Raw genomic sequence first — 22,517 nt, forward strand, 5'->3', positions numbered from 1 at the left:
AAGTCCCCTGCGGCCGTGGATGCAGATTGGCAGGCGACAAAAAAGCCGTTGAATCAACAGGCGCGCCCCAGGGCGCAACCTGCTGATCGCAAAGGCCGATATCGCGGAGAAAAACTGCCAGCTGGCCTGTAAGCCGGGTTCTGTATGGCCCTCGCCCCTTGCGGCGCGAGAACGTGGCGGCCATTCATCTTGGGCGCATATTGCCATGCGCCTCACGCAACCTACCCGGACGGTGAGCCGGAAACAGCCCTCGAGGGTTTCCCCTCGCACCGCCCCTATTCGGTCTTGCTCCCGGTGGGGTTTACCGTGCCGCTCCTGTTGCCAGTCGCGCGGTGGGCTCTTACTCCACCCTTTCACCCTTGCCCCGACCCGGCAAAGCCAAGTCGTGGCGGTTTGCTTTCTGTGGCACTTTCCCTGGGGTCGCCCCCGCCGGCCATTAGCCGGCACCGTGTCTCCATGGAGCCCGGACTTTCCTCACCCGCGGCCTTTCGGCTTTTGCTGGTGCGGCCGCCCGGCCAGCTGGCCAGGCGTATAAAGGGGTTCACGCCACAAAACGCAACCAAAAAAGCCGGTTACGACCGGTTCTTGTCACGCCGGCGATCCGACAGCCGCCAGTTGCACCTTGACCTTGCTGCAATAGGCGGCCGAAACCGGGTTCATTCGGGTGGCGCCGTGGCCGGCATTGTATTTCAGGATCGTGCCGCACGTCGTGCCGCCGCCGAGATCCCGCGCCATGGCAAGATACTTCATGCCGTATTTGATGTTGGTGTCCGGATTGAAAAGCCCATTGGCCGAGCCGCTATAGCCCATCATCCGCGCCGTCGCCGGCTTGATCTGCATCAAGCCGATTTCGCCGGCGCCGCCGACGAGGTTCGGCCGATAGTTGCTCTCGATCTTGATAACGGCATGAGCGAGCGACGCCGGCACGCCATAGCTCGCGGCATAGCGCGCCACGATGGCCGAATACTGATCGCCACTGGCCACCGCTGCCGTCGAGGCTGCTGCGTCCTTGATCCCGATCGATGCCGTCGTCGTTTTGTCGACGGCCTTGCGGCCTCGTCTGGTCTTCTGTCTCGTGCTCGGCTTCTTGGCCTTGGTCCAGCTCGCCTTCTCCACTTTCGCGGAAGACCGCTTCGCCGCCTTCACGTCCTTGCTGCTTTTGGCCGAAATGGCCTTGCCCTTGGCGGTCGCTGCGACGAGCCCCTGATCGGCCCGTGGGCTCAGCGGCGCGGCGCTCGCCGCCCCGAAGGCAAAAGTCATTACGCCGGCAGCAAGAGCTGCCGTTACAACGGTCAATTTCTGCATGTGATCCTGTTCTGTCTGAACGCGCGAAGATCTCCGCGCGGCATTGCTTGATTAATGTCGGATCATCCGGGGGTTAGACGCCCGACAAACTGTACGGATTGCCCTTTGAGGCCCGAATTGCGCGCAATGAAGGCGGGGCAATTCACTTTAAGTGACAGTTTGTAACCTAATGTCGGAAAAGCATTACTTGGACGGCATCCTGACCTAAGGTCAAGTTCCGGGGGAAGCGAGCAGCCGTTGAAGCGTGCGTATCGTCGATCCGTCCGCCACTCCATCGATCCGGCGTGGCCGGAAATGACGCTGGAAAGCCTCGACCACGACCCGCGTCTGCTGGTCGAAAACACCCGATATTTCGACTCCATAGCCGTAGAGCGCCAGCATCGATTGCAGCGCCTCGACATCGGCGCCAGCGTCGCCGGTCTTCAGCACGGCGCCGCGCCTGATCGGTGCCGCCGCCACCAAGTGGCCGACGCCGGCCTCGAACAGGGCCCGCCAGGGAAACTTCTCGCCCGGATCGATCTTGCGCCCCGGCGCCACGTCGGAGTGCGCCAGCACCCGCTGGGGGGCAATCGCATGCCGGCTGGCAATTCCGGCACACAAGCCGATCACCGCATCGATCTGTCGCTTGGGAAAACCGGGATAACCCAATGAATGCCCCGGGTTGACGATCTCGATGCCGACGGAACAGGAGTTGATGTCGGTGCGTCCGAACCACGAACTCTTCCCAGCGTGCCAGGCGCGGTCGCTTTCCCGGACCATCTGCACGATATGGCCGTTCTCATGCACCAGATAGTGCGAGGAGACTTCGCTGGCCGGGTCGCACAGCCACGCCTCGGCCCCGGCGCCTGTCGGCATGCCGGTATAGTGCAGCACGATCATGTCGGGCTTCAGCGTCTCGCGCCGTGGCCCGAAATTCGGCGATACCCTGACCTCGGCGCTCGGCTCGTCGGGCAGGAAGCCGCTCATGCGTGCCGCAGGCCCCGCTCGATCATCTCATAGGCGGTGTTGATCGCCGCGAGCCTCGTCGTCGCGATCTTGATGAATTCCTGCGGCAGGCCACGCGCGATCAGCCGGTCCGGATGATTGTCGGAAACCAGCTTGCGGTAGCGTTTCCTGACCTCCTCGAACGGCTTGCCGCGCTCGATGCCGAGCACGACATAGGGGTCGGCCGCACCAAGATTGACGTGCCTGGCAAGGATCGCCTCGTAGTGCACCTCGTCTATGCGGAAGATTTCGGCGATGCGGTGCAGGAACTGGCCTTCACGCTCATGGATCAGCCCGTCGGCCTTGGCGATGTGGAACAGGCCATCGAGTATATCCTCCAGCATCATGCAGTTCGAATGGCCGGAGCCACAAAGCTGCGCCATGCGCTCGGCATAGGTCTCGAAGCCGGCAACGTCACGTTTGGCCAGATCATAGAGCCGCGCCACGTTGCGCGTCTCCTTTGGCGGCACCTCGAATATTTCCTGGAAGGCGCGTATCTCATCCTGGGTGACGACCCCGTCGGCCTTGGCCATCTTGGCCGAGAGCGCAATCATCGCCACCGAGAAAGCGACGCGACGGCGCAAATCCGCATCGCCGGAAAAAACGGTGCGTACAGCCTCGACCACGTCGGCGACGCCCGACGAGGCTGAGGACGAAATCCGCGTGATGAAGTCGCCGAGGCGGTCCCAAATCGACATGGCCGCTTCTTAGAGCCAACCGGTCCCCGCTATCAAGCCAATAACGGCCGGCATCATACCTCCGACGACAATCGATCTCGTGTCGGAACCACTACCCGCCTGGGCGAAGGGCCGGCAAGACGCCGGCCCTTCGCCAGAACACAGGTACTAATGGACTACTGCGCGGGCGCAGGAGCGGGCGTTGCCGGAGCCGGCTCGGCAGGCTTGGTCGAATTATCCGCGGGCGCCGCAGGTTTCATTGGCTGCTCGGCCGGCGGATTGGTGCTCTGGGTGGTGGTGTTATCCGTCCCCGTGCCGCTGTCGCTGCATGCAGCGACGCCGAGCAGCGCAAGCGCGGACACCGACGCAAGAATGAGTTTTTTCATGACATCTCTCCTTCAACACACGCTCACGTTGCAGTGAACGGTCGAGAAGGAAATGCATCACTCAGCCATGGGTTTCGTAACGATGCGTTTCCGCATGTAACATCGCTCGCATCCTCGCCTTGCGCCTCCCCGGGGGTGAAACAGCTTTGCGCTCCCCTGTGCGGATCGCTGTCATCCACCTGTCATAGCCGGGCGTTACCCGCTTGCGGCAAAGCAAATGGGGAATCACCTTGCCATGACGGACGTTTCCGCAGATCTGATCTTTCGCCGTGGCAAGGAAGTTGGAAAAGCCGTCTACCAGAACCGCCCCCTGTCGAAGGCAGGAATTTCCGAACGGCTGTTCGCCTTCCTGTTTTCGGGCCTGGTCTATCCGCAGATCTGGGAAGATCCCGATGTCGACATGGACGCAATGCAGCTTGGCGAAGGCCACCGCGTCGTCACTATTGCCTCCGGCGGTTGCAATATCCTGGCCTATCTCACCCGGTCGCCGGCCAGGATCGACGCCGTCGATCTCAATGCCGCTCACATAGCCCTGAACCGCATGAAGCTGGAGGCGGTGCGCCACCTGCCTTCGCAGGGCGACCTGTTTCGCTTCTTCGGTGCCGCCGGCAACGACCACAATTCTCAGGCTTACGACCGCTTCATCGCGCCGCATCTCGATCCGGTCAGCCGCCACTATTGGGAGCGCCGCAACTGGCGCGGCATCAGGCGCATCGCCGTCTTCGACCGCAATTTCTACCAGACCGGCCTGCTTGGCCTGTTCATCGCCATGGGCCACCGCACGGCTAAATTCTTCGGCGTCGACCCCGCCGGCATCATGCAGGCCAGGAACATTGGCGAGCAGCGCCGCTTCTTCCACCAGGAGCTGGCCCCGGTGTTCGAAAAGCCGCTTTTGAAATGGGCGACCTCGCGCAAGGCCTCGCTGTTCGGCCTCGGCATCCCGCCGGCGCAATATGACTCTCTCATCACGTCCGGCGACGGCACCATGGCCAGTGTGCTGAAAGCCCGGCTGGAAAAGCTCGCCTGCGATTTTCCATTGAAAAACAACTATTTCGCTTGGCAAGCCTTTGCCAGGCGCTACCCCCAACCCGGCGAAGCCGCCCTGCCCGCCTATCTTGAAAGGCAGAACTATGAGGCCATTCGCGGCAATGTAGACCGCGTCGCCATTCATCATGCCAATCTGATCGAATTCCTGGCAGGCAAGGACGCGGGTTCCGTCGACCGTTTCATCCTGCTCGACGCGCAGGACTGGATGACCGACGACCAGCTCAATGCGCTGTGGTCGGAAATCACCCGCACCGCCTCCGCCGGCGCGCGTGTCATCTTCCGCACTGCGGCCGAGCCAAGTCTGCTGCCGGGCCGCGTCTCCGCTTCCCTGCTCGACCAGTGGAGCTACGAGAGCGATGCCTCGCGCGAATTCTCCACCCGCGACCGCTCGGCAATCTATGGCGGCTTTCATCTGTACGTGAAGCGCGCCTCATGAGCACTACCGAGCTGCCGGCCAATCACGCCGAACTGATGGACGGTGTCTACCGCTGGCAGCGTCACATCTACGACCTGACCCGCAAATATTATCTGCTCGGCCGCGACCGGCTGATATCAGGGCTGGACGTTCCGCCGGGCGGCACGGTGCTGGAGCTCGGCTGCGGCACCGGGCGAAACATCATCCTCGCCGCCCGCAGCTTTCCCGGCGCGCGCTTCTATGGCCTCGACATTTCGGCAGAGATGCTGGAGACCGCGGGCACCGCGATTGCCCGCGAAGGCCTGTCCGATCGCGTCATGCTGGCAAGGGGCGACGCCACGGAGTTCGACGCAAAGGCGCTGTTCGGCCGCGACAGCTTCGACCGTGTCTTCGTGTCCTATTCATTGTCGATGATCGCAGGCTGGGAAAAGACGGTCTCCGCCGCGCTGGCAACGCTCGCTCCGGGCGGTTCCCTGCACATCGTCGACTTCGGCCAGCAGGAAGGCCTGCCGGACTGGTTTCGGACCCTGCTTCGCGGCTGGCTCAGAAAATTCCACGTCACGCCCCGTGAAATGTTGCGCGAGGTGCTGGAATCGGAATCGCGAAAAATCGGCGCAACCTTCCGTTTCCGCACACTTTATCGCGGCTACGCCTGGCTGGCGGTGGTCCGGCCGAGCAGCTGGTTGGCTAGCGCAGCGCCTTCACCAATGCCCCGACCATGGTCTGCGGCCTGTAGCCCAGCTTGGCCGGCGTCAGGCCGAGCCGCACCACCACTAATTGCTCGGATGGAATGATGGCGACGGTCTGCCCATCATGCCCCTCCATCCAATAGGTGTCCTTGGGCAGGCCCGCCGCCACGCCGGCACCGGGGTTTTCCTCGTCGCCCGGCGCCTCGATCCACAATTGCCCCTTGCTGTAGACTTTCGAGGCCGACGCAGGTTCGCGCATCCAGTCGACGAAACCGGCCGGCAGTATCTGGTTGCCGTTCCAGACCCCGCCCTGCAGCAGGAACTGGCCGAAGCGGGCCCAGTCATGGGCGGTGGCGTAGAGATAGGATGAGCCGACGAACGTGCCCTGTTCGTCGGTCTCGAGCACGGCGCTGTGCATGCCCAGCGGCTCGAACAGCGCGGTGCGCGGCCACGTCAACGCCTTGGCCTTGTCGCCGACCGCATCCTGCCAGAGCCGCGACAGCATCACCGCCGTTCCGCTCGAATAGGAGAACACCTTGCCCACCTCGCCCGTGAGCGGCTTGGCTTCGGCAAAGCCCGCCATGTCGGGTTCGAGATAGAGCATGCGCGTCACGTCGGCGACGTCGCCATAGTCTTCGTTGAATTCCAGCCCGCTCGACATCGCCATCATGTCGGCAAGGCTGATCGCGGCGCGGCCATCGGCCTTCCACGGCGCGAAAAGGCCCTGGTTGGTCATCGCCATCTTGCCGTTCTTGACCAGCGTGCCGACCATGGCGGCATTGACCGTCTTGGTCATTGACCAGCCGAGCAACGGCGTCCGGGCGGAAAAGCCCTCGCCATAGCGTTCCGCCACGACGCGGCCGTTCTTGACCACCACCACGGCGCGCATGCCGGCGCCGGTCATGGCGGCATCGTCGACGATCTTCACCACCTCCGGGTTCTGCGAGGCTTCGACCCGCTCGCCTTCCGGCCACAGCGCGTCCTGTCTTGTCGCCGAGGGTTCGACATGGATCGCCGTGCGCCGCGCCTTGCCGACATCGCCATCCGGGACCGAGGCGCAGCCCAGCCCGTCGCGGAAAACCGCGATGCTCTTGCCGAGGAAGCCAAGCAGGCCGGCGGAGACTGTGCCCCGGTTCTTGTCGACCGAGACCCGCATCAGCTTGAGCAAGGGATGACCGGGCGCCTGCACATCGACGGCAAGCACCTCGTTGGCATCGCGCCCGGCGACGAAAACGTTCGAGCAGACGATCTTTGCCGAATAGCCCGAGCCGACCCGGATCAGTTCGGGCGGCGCGAAATAAAGCCACCCAAACAGCGCCACGACCGCCAGCACCACCAGGCCGAGCAGCCGTTTGACGATCTTGGCAATGATCCGCATCTTTCCCGCCCCCGAATCCAGGCTCGATCCATGTCATCGATTTGCCGCCATTGCTTCCGCAAAATCATGGGCCTTGTCGAGCGTCGTCAACCAGATATCAACCATGATCGGCGATCACAGGTGCATGTCGCCCAACAGCGCGCCGCGTTTTTGGGATCACGGCAGGAAACAAAATCAAAGCGCGCCGAAACAATGCGCGTTTTGGCGATATACCGGGCGATGCTGTGGGGCGATCGTCCGGCGGGGGCCAGACCAAGCGCCGGCCATCAGTGCACAGACCCATCAGCGACCGGCTGCAACCGGCTCGGGAGTTGTGATGCGCCGTCTCGCGGCCCTTTTCATGCTGACGCTGCTCGGCGCATGCTCGACCGTGGAGGATCTGTCGCCACTGTCGCCATCCAGCACCCCTTCGGTTGCGGTGCGCGCGCCCCGCTTCGCCGATTCCAAGCCGCATGAATGGGACAGCGGCGCGCCCTGGAATTACGCAGTTCACGGCACCGACGTCTCAAAATACCAGACCTCGGTCGACTGGCCGACCGCCAAGGCCAGCGGTATTTCCTTCGCTTTCATCAAGGCGACGGAGGGCGGCGACCGTTTCGATGATTATTTCAACGAGCATTGGGCGCGCACCAAAGCCGCCGGCGTTCCTCGTGCCGCCTATCATTTCTTCTATTTCTGCACTCCGGCGGCGGTACAGGCGCGCTGGTTCATCCGCAACGTCCCCGTCGACCGTTCGGCCATGCCGCCGGTGCTGGACATGGAATGGAACCCGAAATCGCCGACCTGCAGGCTGCGCCCCGACCCGGCCACCGTGCGCGCGGAGATGACCACCTTCCTCGAAATCGTCGAGCGGCATTACGGCAAGAAGCCGATCATCTACACGTCGGTAGACTTCTTTGAAGACAACGAGCTGTCGACCTTCCGCGGTTATCCCTACTGGCTACGCTCCGTCGCCGGCCACCCGCGTCAGAAATATGGCAGCCACCCCTTCACCTTCTGGCAGTATACGGGAACCGGCATCGTTCCCGGCATGATCGGCAAGTCCGATATAAACGTCTTCAACGGCAGCCAAGCCGCCTGGGACAAATGGTTGAGGCAGAACACCCGTTGACACCGTGTCAACGGGTGCCAAGCCGCCCGGAGGAAGGGTTGCTGCAGAACACCCGTTGACACCGGGCCTGCCGCCTGCTTTCGACACGGCCGGCGGCCAAGAGTGCAACCGCCGGTATTCCGGGGCGACGCGCATCCAGATGGACAGCAAGGCCGCCCGGGAATCCTGATGTCGAAAGGAAGTCTATGCGACTGCGTCCCCAAGCCCTCGCGGTGCTGTTCCTGTGCGCCACGGCCTTGCCGGCAATGGCGCAGGAATGTGGCGGCGACTTCGAAACCTGGAAGCAGGGCGTGGCAGCGGAAGCCAAGGCGGCGGGTGTCGGCCCTGTCGGCCTCGAAGCGCTCGAGGATGCCAGCTTCGACGAGAGGGCCCTGGCGCGCGACCGTGCGCAGGGCGTCTTCACCCAGACCTTCATCGAATTCTCCAACCGGATGATCTCGGCCTACCGGCTGAAGCAGGGCGCGGCGAACATGAAGAAATATGCCGATATCTTCGCCCGCGCCGACCAGCAGTTCGGCGTCCAGGCGCCGGTCATCACCGCTTTCTGGGCGCTGGAGACCGATTTCGGCGCCGTGCAGGGCGATTTCCATACGCTCAGCGCGCTGGTGACGCTTTCCCATGATTGCCGCCGCCCGCAACTGTTCCGGCAGCAGCTGGTGCCGTTACTGGAATTGATCGACCATGGCGTGCTGCCGGCCGACGTCAACGGCGCCTGGGCTGGCGAGATCGGCCAGACGCAGATCCTGCCTTCGGATTATCTTGCCCGCGGCGTCGATGGCGACGGTGACGGCAAGATCGACCTGCGGGGCAGCGTGCCGGACGTGATTATGACCACGGCCAACAAGGTGCTGTCGCGCGGTTGGAAGCGCGACGAGCCCTGGATCCAGGAAGTGCGCGTGCCCGACGAGATGCCTTGGGACCAGACGGGCCGCACCAACAAATTGCCGCTGACGCAATGGGCGCAGTGGGGCGTCACCAATCCCGACGGCTCGCCGCTGGTCGACAAGGGCCTGAAGGCCGGGCTGGCGCTGCCCATGGGCCGCAAGGGCCCGGCCTTCCTCACCTACGACAATTTCGACGTCTATCTCGAATGGAACCAGTCCTTCACCTACGCGCTGACCGCGGCCAATCTTGCCGCGCGGCTTGCCGGCGCGCCACCGATCGACCCGCGCAATCCTGAACCAGGCCTCAACAACGAGCAGATGAAGGCTTTGCAGACCAAGCTGGAAGCCAAGGGCTACGATGTTGGCACGGTCGACGGGATCCTGGGCACCAACACCCGCGAAGCAATCCGCAAGGAGCAGACGCGGCTGGGACTGCCCGTGGACGGCTGGCCGACGCCGGAGCTTTTAGCGAAGCTGTGAATAGGGAATGAAGCTGTGAGTAGGGAATAGTGACGGACCCATTTCACTACTCACCACTCACTACTTAATCCGCCATCGTCTCCAGACTCGCCAAACCCACCGGTGCATCGCCCTCGTCGAAGGACGTCGCCACCTCGACGAAAGTGTCGGGATAGAAGCCGTTGAAACGGGTTCTCAGCGACAGCGAATAGGCGCCGATGTGGCCGATCTCGATCCAGTCGCCGGTGTCGACAGTTTCCGGCAGCCAGAACGGCCGCGACAATATGTCGACGGAATCGCAGGTCGCGCCGCAGACCTTGAACGGCACGATGGTCTTCTCGTCGCCATTGCGCGTGCGGATCGCCGGATCGGGAATGAAGCGTGCCGGCAGCGTGATCTTGCCGGTCCATGAATCCGATAGCGACGCCCAGATGCCGTCATTGATGTAGAGCCGCTTGCCCTTGCGCAACAGCACCCGCACGATCAGCGACAGGCAGCGCGCCACGATCACCCGGCCGGGCTCGGCCACCAGCGGCATCTGGTCGAACTGGTATTCCTTGAGGTCTCCAGAAAGCCGCGACATGATCTGGCCGAGCGACGGCATCGCGACTTGCTTGCGGTTGGGATCATGCCCGTATTCGGCCGGAAAACCGCCGCCGACATCGAGACCGGCCAGGTCGAAGGTCAGCCGGTTGCGCACCCAGTCGGCGGAAGCCAATGCCCTTTCGTAGGTGTCGGGGTCCTCGATCTGGCTGCCGACATGGAAGCACAGGCCGACCTTGTAGCCGGTGCGGTTCAGCCGTTCGGCGAGCTCGACCGCATAGGCCGGGCCGGCGCCGAACTTCTTCGACAGCTCGTAGGCCGCATGGCCCTTGGTCTGCACTCGAACGAACACGCTGATTGCGCCCGGGTCAATGTCGAGTGCCCTGACCACCCGCGTCAGTTTGGTGATCTCGTCTTCGTGGTCGAGCGCAATGACGCGGATGCCGTATTTCTCCAGCGCCAGCTTGATGTCCGACTGCGCCTTGACGGGATGCATGTAGAGCATCTCGGCATCGGCCGAGACCGCGCGCACGGCGGCGAACTCGCCGGGCGAGGCCACGTCGAAGGCGGAGACACCGGCCTCGACCAGCGTCTTCAGCACGATCTGCTCGCCATTGGTCTTGACCGCATAGGCCGTCTTGCCGGGGAACATGCCCATGAACTGCAAGGCATCGGCCTTCAGCACCTGCGGGCGGAAGCAGTAGACCGGATCGTCCGGGCGAAGCGCCAGTGCCGCCTCGCTGGCATTCTCGAATCGCTGCATGGACGAATCCTTGACCTAGCCTGCGCACAATTAATCCAAGCTAGCGGCCAATGAAAACAATTCTGTGTCTCTTGCGCCTGGCGGCAGGGCGCTAGGCTTGTCAGGGGAGACAGGCCATCGGGCAGGTTTCGGGTGGTTCTTGCCTGCGAACCCGATATGGCTTCTGTCTGGCTGCCTGCATTCGGCCGTCCGGGGAGGACGCATCACATGGCAATAGCCGCGACATCAGCACCGCGCGGACCGATGGCGCTCAAGGACTGGGCGCAGCTTCTGCTGCTCGGCGCGATCTGGGGCGGCTCCTTTTTCTTCGCCCGCATTGCCGCGGCGGAGCTTCACCCGCTGGTGCTGGTATTGTTTCGCGTCGCCATCGCGGCACTCGCTTTACAGCTCTATCTCTTCCTGCGCGGCCCATCCTTCCGCCTTGCCCTTCCTCATGCAGGACTGTTCTTCCTGCTGGCCTTCACCAACAACGTCGTGCCTTTTTCGCTGATCTTCGCCGGCCAGACTGAGCTTGGCGCCGGCGTCGCCTCGGTGCTCAATGCGACCACGCCGTTCTGGACGCTGATCCTCGCCAACGCCCTGACATCGGACGAGAAGCTCTCCTGGAACAAGCTGGCCGGCATTGCGCTTGGCGTCGCCGGCACGGCTGTGATGATCGGCCCCGGCCTGGTTGCCGGCCTCGGCGGCCCGGTCTGGGCCAAATTCGCGCTGATCGGAGCATCGTTGTCCTACGGCGTCGCACTGATGGTCGCCCGTCGCTTCAAGGGCGTGCCCTCGCCGGTCATTGCCACCGGGCAGCTGACCGCCTCGACCATCATCATGATCCCGGTGGTGCTGCTTGCGCACGGTCCCGCGGGCCTGTTCTCGGCCTCGCCGCCGGTCTGGGCGGCGGTGCTGGCGCTGGCGCTGCTGTCCACCGCCTTCGCCTATATCCTCTATTTCAACCTCGTCGCCTCGGCCGGCGCCACCAACGCCTCCCTGGTGACGCTGATCGTGCCGGTGAGTGCCATGCTGCTCGGTTTCCTGTTCCTCGGCGAGCGGCTGGAATTGTTCGAAATCGACGGCATGATGCTGATCGGTCTCGGCCTGGTGACCATAGACGGGCGCCTGTTCATCCGCAGGGTAGCGCTGCCATGACATGCCAACGACACGAAGCCGCCATAATTTATTCACAGGTTCGTATCTGGTTTTTGCCTAGAAGTTTCAACGCCTAACGGCGAAAACGAGGTCGCAAACTCCACAATCGCGTCGCAATGCAGCACATTTTCCGCTTGCCTGTGGCACAAATGACCCTAGACTCCGGCCATAGCTCTTTAAGAGGAGGCTATGTCATGGGACTTACGAGGCCAATCAACGCATTGATGATCTGTGCTGCGTTTGCATTCATCGGCGCCCTCATTATAGGCGTTCTTCCCTGAACCCGCCAAAAACGGGGAAGACCAGCACCCAATAATCAACCAGTTTGAAAGGCCGGGTTTTTACCCGGCCTTTCTGCAACTCAAGCCCGGTTCAGGCGGCTGCGGAGCCAGCCACTTCCGCCTCATGCGAGCGGATGCCGATCATGTGGCAGACGGCAAAGACGAGGTCGGCCCGGTTCATCGTATAGAAGTGGAAATCGCCCACGCCCCGCTCGACCAGGTCCAGCACCTGCTCGGCCGCCACCGCCGACGCGACCAACGCATGCGTCTGCGGATCATTCTGCAGGCCGTCGAAACGTTCGGCCAGCCATGCCGGCACCAGCGCGCCGCAACGTGCCGAGAAATTGGCGACCTGGGTGAAATTGTGCACCGGCAGGATGCCCGGCACGATCGGAATGTAGATGCCGGCTCGACGCGCGCGCTCGACATAGCGCTCGTAGAGATCGTTGTCGAAGAAGAACTGGGTGATCGCCCGCGTCGCGCCATTATCGACCTTGCGCTTCAGCATGTCGATGTCGGTGGCGAAGTCGGGGCTTTCCGGATGCTTTTCCGGATAGGCCGAGACCGAGATGTCGAAATCGCCGGCGCTCTTCAGCGCACCGACCAGCTCGGCGCCATTGGCATAGCCGTCCGGGTGCGGACGATAGGCGGTGCCGACGCCCGCGGCCGGATCACCGCGCAGGGCGACGAACCGCTTCACACCCATCTCGGCGAATTCCTGGATCACCGCATCGACCTGAGGGCGCGGGGCGTCGACGCAGGTCATGTGCGCTGCCGGCGTCAGGCTGGTCTCCTTCAGGATGCGGCCTACGGTGCGTGCCGTGCGCTCCCGAGTCGAACCGCCGGCGCCATAGGTCACCGAGACGAATTTCGGCTTCAGCGGTTCCAGTCGGGTGACCGTGTCCCACAGCCTCGCCTCCATCTCATCCGACTTTGGCGGGAAGAATTCGAAGGAAACCCTGACCTTGTCGCCAATGTCGGGGCGGCGGGAAAAGCGGAACTGGTTCATCAGGCGATTTCCCCTATCGAACTCACTTTGGTCTGCTGGCTGTCATTGGCAGGATCGGCGATCAGCAGGCGCCGGTCGCGGCCAAGCCAGAGCTTGACCGTGAGCCTGGCCTCGGTGCCGCCGCGCGGCTCGAACTCCTGGGCATCTTCGAGATCAAGGCCCGCTTCGGAGAACCACTCGCCGATCTGCCGGTCGGAAAAGCCGAGGCGCATATGCGCGTGCTCGTCGCGCAGGAATTCCAGGGTATGCGGCGCGAAATCGACGATCACCAGCCGTCCGGAAGGGCGCAGCAGCCGCGCCGCCTCATGGATGGCGCGCGCAGGATCATCGAGATAATGCAGCACCTGATGGATGGTGACGAGATCGAAGGCGTCGCGCTCGACCGGCGGCGAGAAGATGTCGCCCTGCCGCACCTGAGCATTGGAGACGCCGGCCTTGTCGAGGTTGGCGCGCGCGACGGTCAGCATCTCGCGCGACATGTCGATGCCGATGCCGCGCCGGTAGAGCGGCGAGAATATCTCCAAGAGGCGTCCGGTGCCGGTGCCGAGATCGAGCATCGACTGGAACGGCCGCTTGCCGACGAGCTTCATGAGGGCTGCCTCGACCGCACGGTCAGGCACGTGCAGGGAGCGGATATGGTCCCAGCTTGCCGCGTTCTGCGAAAAATACTCCGCCGCGCGGTCCTGCCGCTTGCGCTTGACCGAGGCCAGCCGCTCGAGATCGCGCTCGACCTGCGGATCGGCGCCGCGAATGCCGGCGACCAGCCGCAGCACGAAGTCGCGCGCGGAATCCGTATCCGACAGCCGGAAGAAGGCCCACGACCCCTCCTGGTAACGACCGATCAGCCCGGCCTCCAGGAGCAGCTTCAGGTGGCGTGACACGCGCGGCTGCGACTGGCCGAGAATCTCGGTAAGATCGGACACGGTGAGATCACCGCGCGACAGCAGCGCCAGTATGCGCAAGCGGCTCGATTCGGCCGCCGCCTTCAATGTGTCCACCATGGTGTCGAGCGCGACATGCATCAGCGTATTCTCTTTGAAAAAGATATAAACATATGTTTATGTCGATTTTCACAGCCTTGCAAGCGCTATGTCGCTTCCGGACAAGAAAATGCCGCAGGCGTGATTTCTCGGTGCATGTCGCGCCTAAAAATGTGTAGCGGTTTCAGGGCAAGACATGCGTCAACAAAAAGATGGATAAAATGACCGGGCGGCGTGAGATGTTTGAGGTGCGGGAGGGTGAAAAAAGGCTCGAGATCGATCCGGCGCTGATGCCGGCGGATGGCGGCGTCGTCTTCATCGGCCGTATCGCCTCACCATGGACGACGCGCGAAACCTGCCCCAAGAACATGCGCGCGGCGCGCGAGACCGGGCAGCCGGCAGCACTGACGATCGACCCGCCCTACCGCGCCGGCCTGCAAGGGCTGGAGCGCACCAGCCATCTCGTCATCCTGTCGTGGCTCCACCACGCGCCGCGGACTCTGATCGTGCAGAAACCGCGCCATGCGGCTGAAGCAAAAGGCGTATTCGGCCTGCGCTCCCCTGCCCGACCGAACCCGATCGGCCTGCATGTGGCGAAACTGGTTGCGCTCGACCTCGCCACCGGGCGCATCGAGATCGACGCCATCGACGTGCTCGACGGCACCCCGGTGGTCGACATAAAACCCTATTTCGCATCGACCGATGCCTTTGCCGAGGCGACCATCGAAGGGCGCGACGAATGATGAAGGCGCCGACCGGCCGTCGGCGCGCCGTCGCCAAGGCGTTGACCGCGCTTCTGCCGCTGGCGCCCTATGCCGATATGGAGAAGATCCGAGCGGATGCCGGCTCCGTCCACATGAAGACCTTGCCGCCGACCATTGCCGTGTGGCTGGCGACGGTTGCCCATATCCGCCACGCCCATACCGACTACGAAAAGCTGCTCGCCGAAGGTTATGACCGCGACTCGGCGCGTTTCTTCGTCATCGAGCAGACCAATGTCGTACTTACCCGCTGGCGCGCCACCCGCCTGCTCGACGCCGACGACGAGGATGATTGAAGCTGTTGCCGGTCCGGCACGGCGCTCGGTAGCATGGCTGGCAGCTTTTCACTTCGAGGACGAACGACGCCGGATGACTGGCTCTATGCCCTCTGCCTGACACCGATAGCCTGTGATGCAAGGAGGTGCCGATGAGCCAGACCGCACAGGATACACGGCCGCTGCCTGTGGTGAGCGACCGCCACGTCGACCCGCATGCTTATCCCGACGGCATCGCCTTCCTCGACGGCCAGTACCTGCCGATGTCGCAGGCCAAGATCTGGGTGCTGGATTGGGGATTCCTGCATTCCGATGCCACTTACGACACGGTGCATGTCTGGAACGGCTGCTTCTTCCGGCTTGACCTGCATCTCGACCGCTTCTTCGGCGGACTGGAGAAATTGCGCATGACGATCCCGTTCGACCGCGATGGCGTGACGGAGATCCTGCACAATTGCGTGGCACTGTCGGGACACAGCGCCGCCTATGTCGAAATGCTGTGCACGCGCGGCGCTTCCCCTATTTTCAGCCGCGATCCGCGCCAGGCGATCAACCGCTTCATGGCGTTTGCCGTGCCGTTCGGCTCGGTCGCCAATCCCGAGCAGTTACAGCGCGGCCTCAATGTCGCCATCAGCGACAAGGTGCGCATTCCGCCGGCCTCGATCGACCCGGCGATCAAGAACTACCACTGGCTCGACCTGGTGCACGGCCTTTACGATGCCTATGACCGCGGCGCCGAGACAGCGCTCATTCTCGACTTCAATGGCAATGTCGCCGAAGGTCCGGGCTTCAACGTCTTCTGTATCAAGGACAACAAGCTCTCGACGCCGGCGATCGGCGTGCTACCCGGCATAACCCGCCGCACTGTCTTCGATCTCTGTGCGCTGGAAGGCCTCTTCGCCACCCCGGCGGACGTCAGTGTCGCGGCATTGCGCGAGGCCGACGAGGTCTTCATCACCTCTACCGCCGGCGGCATCATGCCGGTCACGATGATCGACGGCAGCCCAGTCGCGGACGGCAGGCCCGGCGCGATTACCGGCCGACTGATGGCGCTCTATTGGGACAAGCATAAGGATCCGGCCTGGTCGAGCGCTGTACGCTACCCCTGACCGGTCGCCGCTCCCGTCCAAATAATTCCGCCACCGCCTCTGGAAAGTCGCGGGACGCACCGTATATGGCACAAAGCGGAGAGGCCTCCACTTATCTCTGAAAAAATTCCAGCTTGCACGGGCAAGGACTTCATCATGACAAACAAGGTTTGGTTCATCACCGGATCGTCGAAAGGTTTTGGCCGGGTCTGGGCCGAGGCCGCGCTCGCTCGCGGCGACCGCGTCGCGGCAACCGCCCGCGATGCCGGCACACTCGCCGATCTCGTCGAGAAGTATGGCGACAACATCGCGGCGATAAAGCTCGACGTCACCGACAAGAAAGCCGTCGATGCCGCAATCACCGGGGCGCACAAGCGCTTTGGCCGGCTCGACGTCGTCGTCAACAATGCCGGCTATGGCCATTTCGGCGCCATCGAGGAGGTCAGCGAGCAGGAAGCCCGCGACCAGATCGAAACCAATGTGTTCGGCGCGCTGTGGGTCACCCAGGCCGCCTTGCCGATCATGCGGGCGCAGCGCTCCGGCCACATCATCCAGATCTCTTCGATCGGCGGCGTCAATGCCTTCGCCTCGCTTGGCCTCTACCACGCCTCGAAATGGGCGCTGGAAGCTTTCAGCCAGTCGCTGAGCCTCGAGGTCGCCGAGTTCGGCATCCATGTCACGCTGGTCGAGCCCGGCGGCTTCTCCACCGACTGGGCCGGTCCGTCTGCAAAGGTCTCGAAAGCGCTTGACGCTTATGCGCCCGTCCGCGCCGCCATGGCGGAGCGCCGCAGTCGCGCCGTGGCCGGCGATCCCGAGGCCACCGGACCGGCGATGCTGGCCATCGTCGACGCGGCCGAGCCGCCTCTCAGGGTATTCTTTGGCGACGGCGGGCTGCCGATGATCAAACAGGAATACGCCAATCGCATCGCCACGTGGGAAAAGTGGGACCACGTCTCGGTCATGGCGCAAGGCGCCAACAAGAACCGCAACGCCTAGTCGGATCACTCAGCCCACGCCGTTTCGAGCGGCGGCGTGGCTGCCTCGTCAGGCGCGATAAATCCACTGCTCGGGCACCCGCACGGAGATTTCCTCGCCGGACCTGACGACGCCGGGCTTCTCGACCCAGGCGACAAGGCCCCGCAGCCGCTTGGCGGCTTTCGGGAAGAGCAGCGCGGTGGCGTCGCGGTCCGCCGCCCGGACATGCTCGGAGATCGAGTGTCCGGCGACGCGGCATGGCTTGTTCTGGGCATCGATCTTGACCGTCACGCCGCCCTTGAAGAACAGCAGCGAGCCGGATGGCAGCATCGAAAGATGCGGTATCCCTTCGATCAGCAAATTGGCGCCGATCCACTCAGGCTTGATCTCCTTGAGGCCCATGCGTTCGGCGACCAGCGCGAGTTCGTCCGCCGACACCAGCGACAATTGTCTCTCGTTGCGCATCTCGGTGCCGCGCTGATACCAGGGTTCGCGCCCGCCGGAGCGTCGCGTTATCCCGGCATGAAAATCGCCCGCTATGCCGTCGAAGCCCAACTGCAATTCCTCGACCGCCTTGGTTTCGAAATGGTCGAACGGAGCGGCATAGAGCGCCGCCGCTCTTGCCGCCAGCTTGCGGCCCGGCACGATGTCGACCGTCAGGTCCGCCGGAAAAAGGTCGAGGTTGGTTTCCTGCATCAGTCTCGTCTAGAGGCCCTCCGCAATGCGGTCCAGTCGAAAGCGCTGATGATCCGATCACGCCGTTTGATGCCGATCACGACTTTCTTACCGGAAACGCCGTTGCCGTCCTCAGCGCGCCGCATTGCCGCCGCGCCGCGGGCATAGACGATGGCGCCAGATCGGGAGGAGGTTCGGGTCATGCAGGTGGGACACGCCGTTGCCGCGCTCTGGTTGTTCTGGCTGGTATCGTGGATCCTTGCCGCATCATGGGCCGATCCCGTGCGCAAGCGGGCGGATTTCAGGGCGGAGGCGCGATATCGGGTTCTCTGGCTCGCCGGTACCGTCCTGCTGTTCGTTCCGGCGCACGGCTATGTGGGTCGGCTTCGGCTCTGGACGCCGACGCTCACCCAAGCCTGGATTTGCGTCGCCCTGATCGCCATCGGCATCGCCTGTGCATGGTGGGCCCGCCTGCATCTCGGCCGGCTGTGGTCCAGCACGGTAACGGCCAAGGCCGATCATCGCATCATCGACACCGGCCCTTACGCGCTTGTCCGTCATCCGATCTATACCGGCCTGCTGCTTTCGGTCCTCGCCACCATGGCCGTCAAGGGCACGGTATGGGGCGTCGCGGGCGCCGCCCTGCTGCTTGTCGGGATCGTCATCAAGGCGAGGCTGGAGGAAAGTTTCCTGCGCGGCGAGCTTGGGCCCGCCTATGACGATTACGCGCGCCGCGTGCCGATGCTCGTTCCCTTTTCGCCGGCCTGAAGCGGCAAGCGCGTCCTACAGCATCCGCAGCAGCGCGCCGCCGATCGAATACCCCGCGCCGAAAGCGCAGATCAGCCCGAAGTCGCCCGCCTTCATGTCGGCATGGTTCTCCGACAGCGCGACGATGGCGCCGGCGCCCGCCGTGTTGCCGAGACGCTCCAGCACCATGGGCGCGCGGTCATGATCGACCTCGTGGCCGAATGAGAGTTTCAGGATCATGGCGTTCATGCGCGCATTGGCCTGGTGCAGCCAGAAGCGTCGCACCGCCTGCGGCGTCAGGCCGTGCTCGGCCAGGAACTCCACGATGAATTTGTGCCCAGCGACGGTGACTTCCTTGAACACCTTGTTGCCGACCTGCTTGATCAGATTGCCCTCCAGATCGATCCTGTAGGGATCGTCCTGTGCGGTGCGGGTGTGGTAGCCGAGATTGGTGCGGATGTTGTTCGACATCTGCGTCCAGATGCGCGTGTCGAGCACTTCGAAACGTCCCGGCCGTTTCTCGCCGAGTGCCAGCCCTTCGACCACCATCGACACCGAGGCGTCGCCGAAGATGAAATGCGTCTGCCGGTCGCGGAAATTGAGATGGCCGGTGATGATCTCGGGCGTCGTCACTAGGATGCGCTTGTGGGCGCCCGCACGCACGAGATTGACCGCCATGTGCAATGCTGCCGCGGCAGAGGAACAGCCGAGCCCCATGTCGAAGCCCGCCCCCTTGGTGCCCAGGGCCTGCTGCATCTCGATGGCGATCGCAGGATAGGGCCGCTGGTGGTGCGAGGCCGAGCAGATCACTAGGTCGATATCGGAGGGCAGCAACCCGGCATGGTCAAGCGCCTTGCGGGCCGAAGCGATGCCGAACTCGGCCTCCAGCGACAGCGCATCGTCCGGCCGTGCGGGAATGCGCGGCGCCATACGGGTCGGGTCGAGTATGCCTTCGCGCTCGATCACATGACGGCTGCGCACGCCCGAGGCGTGGACGATGAAGTCGCTGTCCGATTTCTGCAGCAGCGGCTGGTCCGTGCCCGACCGGCGCGCGTTTTCCGTGTCGACCCAGCTGTTGAAACTGGCGACCAGTTCCTCATTGCTGATCTCTGGCTCGGGGATTTCGACGCCGATACCGCTGATGATGACGCGATGCATGTCCAGTCCGTCCCATCCGCAGGCGTTCAGGGGCTTTGATGTGGGCGTAAGGGAGGCCCGGCGCAACCCTTGTCGCATTGAGCCGGTTTATGCCAGCTTAAACCGGTTCCCACGTCCCCTCACCATGCGCACAGTTTGGTGTTAGTCTGTGAGTTGTTCCAGCATGCACCGTCGCGGCTGCACACGAACTGCCCCGGCTCCTCATGGACGTTGTCGTTCAAGCCCGCTTGGCGACAATGAAAATGCGCGGGAAACGCAACAGCACCTTGCCATTTGCGGTCTTGTTATAGGCCTTGGCGATCCTGGCCGTGTAGCTTTCGAGGAACAGCATCTTCTCGTCCGCATCGAGCGGGTCGACAAAAGGCTTCAAGCCCGTCGACTTCACCCATTCCACGATCGCCCCGGCGTCGGCCAGCGGATGGTTATAGACCGTGTGCCAGATGTCGAGCCGGTCCGAGAGTGGCGACAACAGATCATAATAGAACGACACCGGCGGCAGCGGCGCGCGCGCCGCCCCTTTCAGCTTGGCTGCGAACGGCATTTCGGCGGCGGTCTCGCGCATCAGCCTGTGGGAATCCTCGCCCATATTGTCTGGCATCTGCACGGCGAGCGCGCCGCCGGGCGCAAGAAACCCCATCAGCCGCTGGAAGACATCAGGATGTTCCGGCAGCCACTGGAACACGGCATTGGCGAAGATCACATCGACCGGTTGAGCCGGCGCCCATGTCGAGGCATCGGCAAGGTCGAAGCTGACATTGGGCAGGCGTGCCCTAGCCTTCTCGATCATGTCGGGAGACGTGTCGAAGCCGCTCACCTGTGCATCCGGCCAGCGCGCGACCAGAAGCTCCGTCGAATTGCCCGGCCCGCAGCCTATGTCGACAACCCTGCGGGGGAAGTCGACCGGCACCTGCGCCACCAAGTCGCGCGCAGGACGCGTGCGCTCGTCCTCGAACTTCAAATATTGGGCGGCGGACCAATCGGGCTTTGCTGGGCTGTTCAACGGTAAGACCTCGCGGCGGTTGCCACCTTCCATGACCGGCGCGACAAGCCGGCTATCCCAATTGGATGACGATCCCGTCGTCGCCGACCCGGAACCGCCACTGCAATAACGGCCCTTACCGCGTCAGCCTCTTATGCGTCATGCGGTGCGGGGCCGCCGCCTCCGCGCCCAGGCGGCGAACCTTGTCCTTCTCATACTCCTCGAAATTGCCTTCGAACCATTCGACATGCGCGTCGCCCTCGAAGGCGAGCATGTGGGTCGCCATGCGATCGAGGAACATGCGGTCGTGGCTGATGATGACAGCGCAGCCGGCATAGGCTTCCAGCGCGTCTTCGAGCGCGCTCAGCGTCTCGGTGTCGAGGTCGTTGGTCGGTTCGTCGAGCAAAAGCACATTGCCGCCGCCTTTGAGCATCTTGGCCAGATGCACTCGGTTGCGTTGGCCGCCCGAAAGGTTGCCGACCTTCTGCTGCTGATCGCCGCCACGGAAGTTGAAGGACGAGCAATAGGCGCGGCTGTTGACCTCGTGCTTGCCAAGCTTGATGACTTCGGCGCCACCGGAGATTTCTTCCCACACCGTCTTGTTCGGGTCCAGCGCGTCACGGCTCTGGTCGACATAGCCGAGCTTGACCGTCTCGCCGATGCGGATCGACCCCGCATCAGGCTTTTCCTGGCCAGTGAAGGTCTTGAACAGCGTCGTCTTGCCAGCGCCGTTCGGGCCGATGACGCCGACAATGCCGCCCGGCGGCAGCCTGAACGACAGGTCCTCGATCAAAAGCTCATCGCCGAAGCCCTTGGTGAGCCCTTCAACCTCGATGACGACATTGCCGAGGCGCTCGCCCGACGGAATGACGATCTGCGTGTCGGTCGGCTTGCGATTCTGCGACTGCTCGACCAGTTCCTCATAGGCCTTGATACGGGCCTTGGACTTGGTCTGGCGCGCCTTCGGCGAGGATTGGATCCACTCGCGCTCGCGCCAGATCGACTTCTGGCGGGCGTCGTCCTCGCGGCCTTCCTGGATCAGGCGTTTGGCCTTGGCGTCGAGATATTTGGTGTAGTTGCCCTCGTAAGGGATGCCACGGCCGCGATCGAGCTCGAGAATCCATCCCGTGACATTGTCGAGGAAGTAGCGGTCGTGGGTGATGATCAGCACCGAGCCCGGATAGTCGCGCAGGTGCTTTTCGAGCCACGCCGTGGTCTCGGCGTCGAGATGGTTGGTCGGCTCGTCGAGCAAAAGCAGGTCGGGCTGTTCCAGGAGCAGCCGGCACAGCGCCACGCGGCGGCGCTCGCCGCCCGACAGATTGGTCACCTCGGAACCGGCCGGCGGGCACTGCAGCGCGTCCATCGCCATCTCGACCTGCTGCTCGAGGTCCCAAAGGTTGAGCCGATCCATCTCGTCCTGGAGCTTGGCCGACTCGTCTGCCGTCTCGTCGGAATAGTTCATCATCAATTCGTTGTAGCGCTCGATGATGGCGGTCTTCCTGCCGACGCCGTCCATGACGTTTTCACGCACGGTCTTGCTGTTGTCGAGCTGCGGCTCCTGCGCCAGGTAGCCGACCGTGGCGCCTTCGGCCAGCCACGCCTCGCCCTGGAACTCCTTGTCGAGCCCGGCCATGATGCGCAGGATGGTCGACTTACCCGAACCGTTAGGACCGAGAATGCCGATCTTGGCGTCCGGGTAGAAGGACAGATGAACGTTATCGAGCACCTTCTTGGTGCCGTAGGCCTTTGACAGGCCTGACATGTGATAGATGAACTGGCGTGCCACGCGCGCTTTCCCTGAAAAACTGACT

General features: G+C 63.3%; 21 protein-coding genes, 1 other RNA gene and 1 pseudogene. 10 read left to right on the forward strand and 13 right to left on the reverse strand.

The window, feature by feature from the left end:
* Positions 1-113: 113 nt before the first annotated feature.
* The 5 genes from rnpB to FJ426_RS19595 form a co-directional block, all read right to left on the reverse strand.
* Positions 114-523: RNase P RNA component class A (rnpB, locus tag FJ426_RS19575), an RNA gene on the reverse strand.
* A 65-nt stretch (positions 524-588) separates the two neighbouring features.
* On the reverse strand, positions 589-1,305 hold the full coding sequence (locus FJ426_RS19580) for a transglycosylase SLT domain-containing protein (RefSeq protein WP_140516614.1): 717 nt from the start codon (positions 1,303-1,305) through the stop codon (positions 589-591).
* Positions 1,306-1,515: 210 nt separating this feature from the next.
* A complete protein-coding gene (locus FJ426_RS19585; protein WP_140516616.1) occupies positions 1,516-2,271 on the reverse strand; it encodes an N-acetylmuramoyl-L-alanine amidase in 756 nt (251 codons plus the stop codon).
* Positions 2,268-2,987, reverse strand: coding sequence for a DnaJ family molecular chaperone (locus FJ426_RS19590; RefSeq protein WP_140495186.1), 720 nt, complete (start codon positions 2,985-2,987; stop codon positions 2,268-2,270). Before FJ426_RS19590 ends, FJ426_RS19585 begins: the two co-directional genes overlap by 4 nt.
* A gap of 155 nt (positions 2,988-3,142) precedes the next feature.
* Positions 3,143-3,352, reverse strand: coding sequence for a hypothetical protein (locus tag FJ426_RS19595; protein WP_140495184.1), 210 nt, complete (start codon positions 3,350-3,352; stop codon positions 3,143-3,145).
* Between the two features lie 235 nt (positions 3,353-3,587).
* Here FJ426_RS19595 and FJ426_RS19600 point away from each other — a divergent pair, with 235 nt between their 5' ends.
* Positions 3,588-4,835, forward strand: a complete 1,248-nt coding sequence (locus FJ426_RS19600; protein WP_224518994.1) for a DUF3419 family protein — start codon at positions 3,588-3,590, stop codon at positions 4,833-4,835.
* Positions 4,832-5,485: pseudogene (locus FJ426_RS19605) on the forward strand (class I SAM-dependent methyltransferase); the annotation flags it as partial. The gene FJ426_RS19600 and the pseudogene FJ426_RS19605, both read left to right, overlap by 4 nt.
* Positions 5,486-5,501: 16 nt before the next feature.
* Here FJ426_RS19605 and FJ426_RS19610 read toward each other — a convergent pair.
* Positions 5,502-6,881: a serine hydrolase gene (locus FJ426_RS19610; protein ID WP_140521219.1), complete on the reverse strand. Its 1,380-nt coding sequence runs from the start codon at positions 6,879-6,881 to the stop codon at positions 5,502-5,504.
* 316 nt (positions 6,882-7,197) lie between these two features.
* Here FJ426_RS19610 and FJ426_RS19615 point away from each other — a divergent pair, with 316 nt between their 5' ends.
* Entirely contained in the window at positions 7,198-7,992 is a 795-nt protein-coding gene (locus tag FJ426_RS19615; protein WP_140516622.1) for a GH25 family lysozyme, read from the forward strand.
* A 185-nt stretch (positions 7,993-8,177) separates the two neighbouring features.
* Positions 8,178-9,356 carry a lytic murein transglycosylase gene (locus FJ426_RS19620; protein ID WP_140761227.1) on the forward strand — a complete coding sequence of 393 codons (1,179 nt, stop codon included), beginning with the start codon at positions 8,178-8,180 and terminating at the stop codon, positions 9,354-9,356.
* Between the two features lie 64 nt (positions 9,357-9,420).
* On the opposite strand, the gene FJ426_RS19625 is transcribed toward FJ426_RS19620, so the two are convergent.
* Positions 9,421-10,641 carry an alanine racemase gene (locus tag FJ426_RS19625; protein ID WP_140825502.1) on the reverse strand — a complete coding sequence of 407 codons (1,221 nt, stop codon included), beginning with the start codon at positions 10,639-10,641 and terminating at the stop codon, positions 9,421-9,423.
* Between the two features lie 207 nt (positions 10,642-10,848).
* On the opposite strand from FJ426_RS19625, the gene FJ426_RS19630 reads away from it, so the two are divergent.
* Positions 10,849-11,778: a DMT family transporter gene (locus FJ426_RS19630; RefSeq protein WP_140825503.1), complete on the forward strand. Its 930-nt coding sequence runs from the start codon at positions 10,849-10,851 to the stop codon at positions 11,776-11,778.
* A gap of 372 nt (positions 11,779-12,150) precedes the next feature.
* Here the strand turns inward: FJ426_RS19630 and metF are convergent, their stop codons facing one another.
* Together metF and FJ426_RS19640 are read right to left on the reverse strand one after the other, a co-directional pair.
* The gene (metF, locus tag FJ426_RS19635; RefSeq protein ID WP_140521221.1) at positions 12,151-13,068 is read right to left on the reverse strand and encodes a methylenetetrahydrofolate reductase [NAD(P)H]; all 918 of its coding nucleotides are present in this window, start codon (positions 13,066-13,068) and stop codon (positions 12,151-12,153) included.
* Positions 13,068-14,090 (reverse strand): metalloregulator ArsR/SmtB family transcription factor, encoded by a 1,023-nt coding sequence (locus tag FJ426_RS19640; protein WP_140495166.1) that lies wholly within the window; start codon positions 14,088-14,090, stop codon positions 13,068-13,070. The genes metF and FJ426_RS19640 overlap by 1 nt, the downstream gene beginning before the upstream one ends.
* A gap of 179 nt (positions 14,091-14,269) precedes the next feature.
* On the opposite strand from FJ426_RS19640, the gene tsaA reads away from it, so the two are divergent.
* From tsaA to FJ426_RS19660, 4 genes are all read left to right on the forward strand, one after another.
* Positions 14,270-14,791 carry a tRNA (N6-threonylcarbamoyladenosine(37)-N6)-methyltransferase TrmO gene (tsaA, locus tag FJ426_RS19645; RefSeq protein WP_140516630.1) on the forward strand — a complete coding sequence of 174 codons (522 nt, stop codon included), beginning with the start codon at positions 14,270-14,272 and terminating at the stop codon, positions 14,789-14,791.
* On the forward strand, positions 14,791-15,105 hold the full coding sequence (locus FJ426_RS19650) for a DUF2293 domain-containing protein (RefSeq protein WP_140495859.1): 315 nt from the start codon (positions 14,791-14,793) through the stop codon (positions 15,103-15,105). Before tsaA ends, FJ426_RS19650 begins: the two co-directional genes overlap by 1 nt.
* A gap of 131 nt (positions 15,106-15,236) precedes the next feature.
* Positions 15,237-16,193: an aminotransferase class IV gene (locus tag FJ426_RS19655; protein WP_140825504.1), complete on the forward strand. Its 957-nt coding sequence runs from the start codon at positions 15,237-15,239 to the stop codon at positions 16,191-16,193.
* 135 nt (positions 16,194-16,328) lie between these two features.
* Entirely contained in the window at positions 16,329-17,168 is an 840-nt protein-coding gene (locus FJ426_RS19660) for an SDR family oxidoreductase (protein WP_140557518.1), read from the forward strand.
* A 48-nt stretch (positions 17,169-17,216) separates the two neighbouring features.
* Here FJ426_RS19660 and FJ426_RS19665 read toward each other — a convergent pair whose 3' ends face one another.
* Positions 17,217-17,843, reverse strand: coding sequence for an MOSC domain-containing protein (locus FJ426_RS19665; RefSeq protein ID WP_140557517.1), 627 nt, complete (start codon positions 17,841-17,843; stop codon positions 17,217-17,219).
* A gap of 180 nt (positions 17,844-18,023) precedes the next feature.
* Here FJ426_RS19665 and FJ426_RS19670 point away from each other — a divergent pair, with 180 nt between their 5' ends.
* Positions 18,024-18,590, forward strand: coding sequence for an isoprenylcysteine carboxylmethyltransferase family protein (locus FJ426_RS19670; protein ID WP_140557515.1), 567 nt, complete (start codon positions 18,024-18,026; stop codon positions 18,588-18,590).
* A 15-nt stretch (positions 18,591-18,605) separates the two neighbouring features.
* Here FJ426_RS19670 and FJ426_RS19675 read toward each other — a convergent pair whose 3' ends face one another.
* From FJ426_RS19675 to ettA, 3 genes are all read right to left on the reverse strand, one after another.
* Positions 18,606-19,727, reverse strand: coding sequence for a beta-ketoacyl-ACP synthase III (locus FJ426_RS19675; protein WP_140559509.1), 1,122 nt, complete (start codon positions 19,725-19,727; stop codon positions 18,606-18,608).
* A 217-nt stretch (positions 19,728-19,944) separates the two neighbouring features.
* Entirely contained in the window at positions 19,945-20,760 is an 816-nt protein-coding gene (gene tam / locus FJ426_RS19680; protein WP_140559508.1) for a trans-aconitate 2-methyltransferase, read from the reverse strand.
* Between the two features lie 82 nt (positions 20,761-20,842).
* Entirely contained in the window at positions 20,843-22,492 is a 1,650-nt protein-coding gene (gene ettA, locus FJ426_RS19685; protein ID WP_140825505.1) for an energy-dependent translational throttle protein EttA, read from the reverse strand.
* Positions 22,493-22,517 lie beyond the last annotated feature (25 nt).

The sequence above is a fragment of the Mesorhizobium sp. B2-6-4 genome (genome assembly GCF_006441495.1).
Taxonomy (GTDB): Bacteria; Pseudomonadota; Alphaproteobacteria; order Rhizobiales; family Rhizobiaceae; genus Mesorhizobium.

Bases quoted from the DNA above. Each gene is read 5' to 3' on its own strand.
- FJ426_RS19580 (WP_140516614.1), bottom strand. From the start codon at position 1,305: ATGCAGAAATTGACCGTTGTAACGGCAGCTCTTGCTGCCGGCGTAATG.
- FJ426_RS19585 (WP_140516616.1), bottom strand. From the start codon at position 2,271: ATGAGCGGCTTCCTGCCCGACGAGCCGAGCGCCGAGGTCAGGGTATCG.
- FJ426_RS19590 (WP_140495186.1), bottom strand. From the start codon at position 2,987: ATGTCGATTTGGGACCGCCTCGGCGACTTCATCACGCGGATTTCGTCC.
- FJ426_RS19595 (WP_140495184.1), bottom strand. From the start codon at position 3,352: ATGAAAAAACTCATTCTTGCGTCGGTGTCCGCGCTTGCGCTGCTCGGC.
- FJ426_RS19600 (WP_224518994.1), top strand. From the start codon at position 3,588: ATGACGGACGTTTCCGCAGATCTGATCTTTCGCCGTGGCAAGGAAGTT.
- FJ426_RS19610 (WP_140521219.1), bottom strand. From the start codon at position 6,881: ATGCGGATCATTGCCAAGATCGTCAAACGGCTGCTCGGCCTGGTGGTG.
- FJ426_RS19615 (WP_140516622.1), top strand. From the start codon at position 7,198: ATGCGCCGTCTCGCGGCCCTTTTCATGCTGACGCTGCTCGGCGCATGC.
- FJ426_RS19620 (WP_140761227.1), top strand. From the start codon at position 8,178: ATGCGACTGCGTCCCCAAGCCCTCGCGGTGCTGTTCCTGTGCGCCACG.
- FJ426_RS19625 (WP_140825502.1), bottom strand. From the start codon at position 10,641: ATGCAGCGATTCGAGAATGCCAGCGAGGCGGCACTGGCGCTTCGCCCG.
- FJ426_RS19630 (WP_140825503.1), top strand. From the start codon at position 10,849: ATGGCAATAGCCGCGACATCAGCACCGCGCGGACCGATGGCGCTCAAG.
- metF (WP_140521221.1), bottom strand. From the start codon at position 13,068: ATGAACCAGTTCCGCTTTTCCCGCCGCCCCGACATTGGCGACAAGGTC.
- FJ426_RS19640 (WP_140495166.1), bottom strand. From the start codon at position 14,090: ATGCATGTCGCGCTCGACACCATGGTGGACACATTGAAGGCGGCGGCC.
- tsaA (WP_140516630.1), top strand. From the start codon at position 14,270: ATGACCGGGCGGCGTGAGATGTTTGAGGTGCGGGAGGGTGAAAAAAGG.
- FJ426_RS19650 (WP_140495859.1), top strand. From the start codon at position 14,791: ATGAAGGCGCCGACCGGCCGTCGGCGCGCCGTCGCCAAGGCGTTGACC.
- FJ426_RS19655 (WP_140825504.1), top strand. From the start codon at position 15,237: ATGAGCCAGACCGCACAGGATACACGGCCGCTGCCTGTGGTGAGCGAC.
- FJ426_RS19660 (WP_140557518.1), top strand. From the start codon at position 16,329: ATGACAAACAAGGTTTGGTTCATCACCGGATCGTCGAAAGGTTTTGGC.
- FJ426_RS19665 (WP_140557517.1), bottom strand. From the start codon at position 17,843: ATGCAGGAAACCAACCTCGACCTTTTTCCGGCGGACCTGACGGTCGAC.
- FJ426_RS19670 (WP_140557515.1), top strand. From the start codon at position 18,024: ATGCAGGTGGGACACGCCGTTGCCGCGCTCTGGTTGTTCTGGCTGGTA.
- FJ426_RS19675 (WP_140559509.1), bottom strand. From the start codon at position 19,727: ATGCATCGCGTCATCATCAGCGGTATCGGCGTCGAAATCCCCGAGCCA.
- tam (WP_140559508.1), bottom strand. From the start codon at position 20,760: ATGGAAGGTGGCAACCGCCGCGAGGTCTTACCGTTGAACAGCCCAGCA.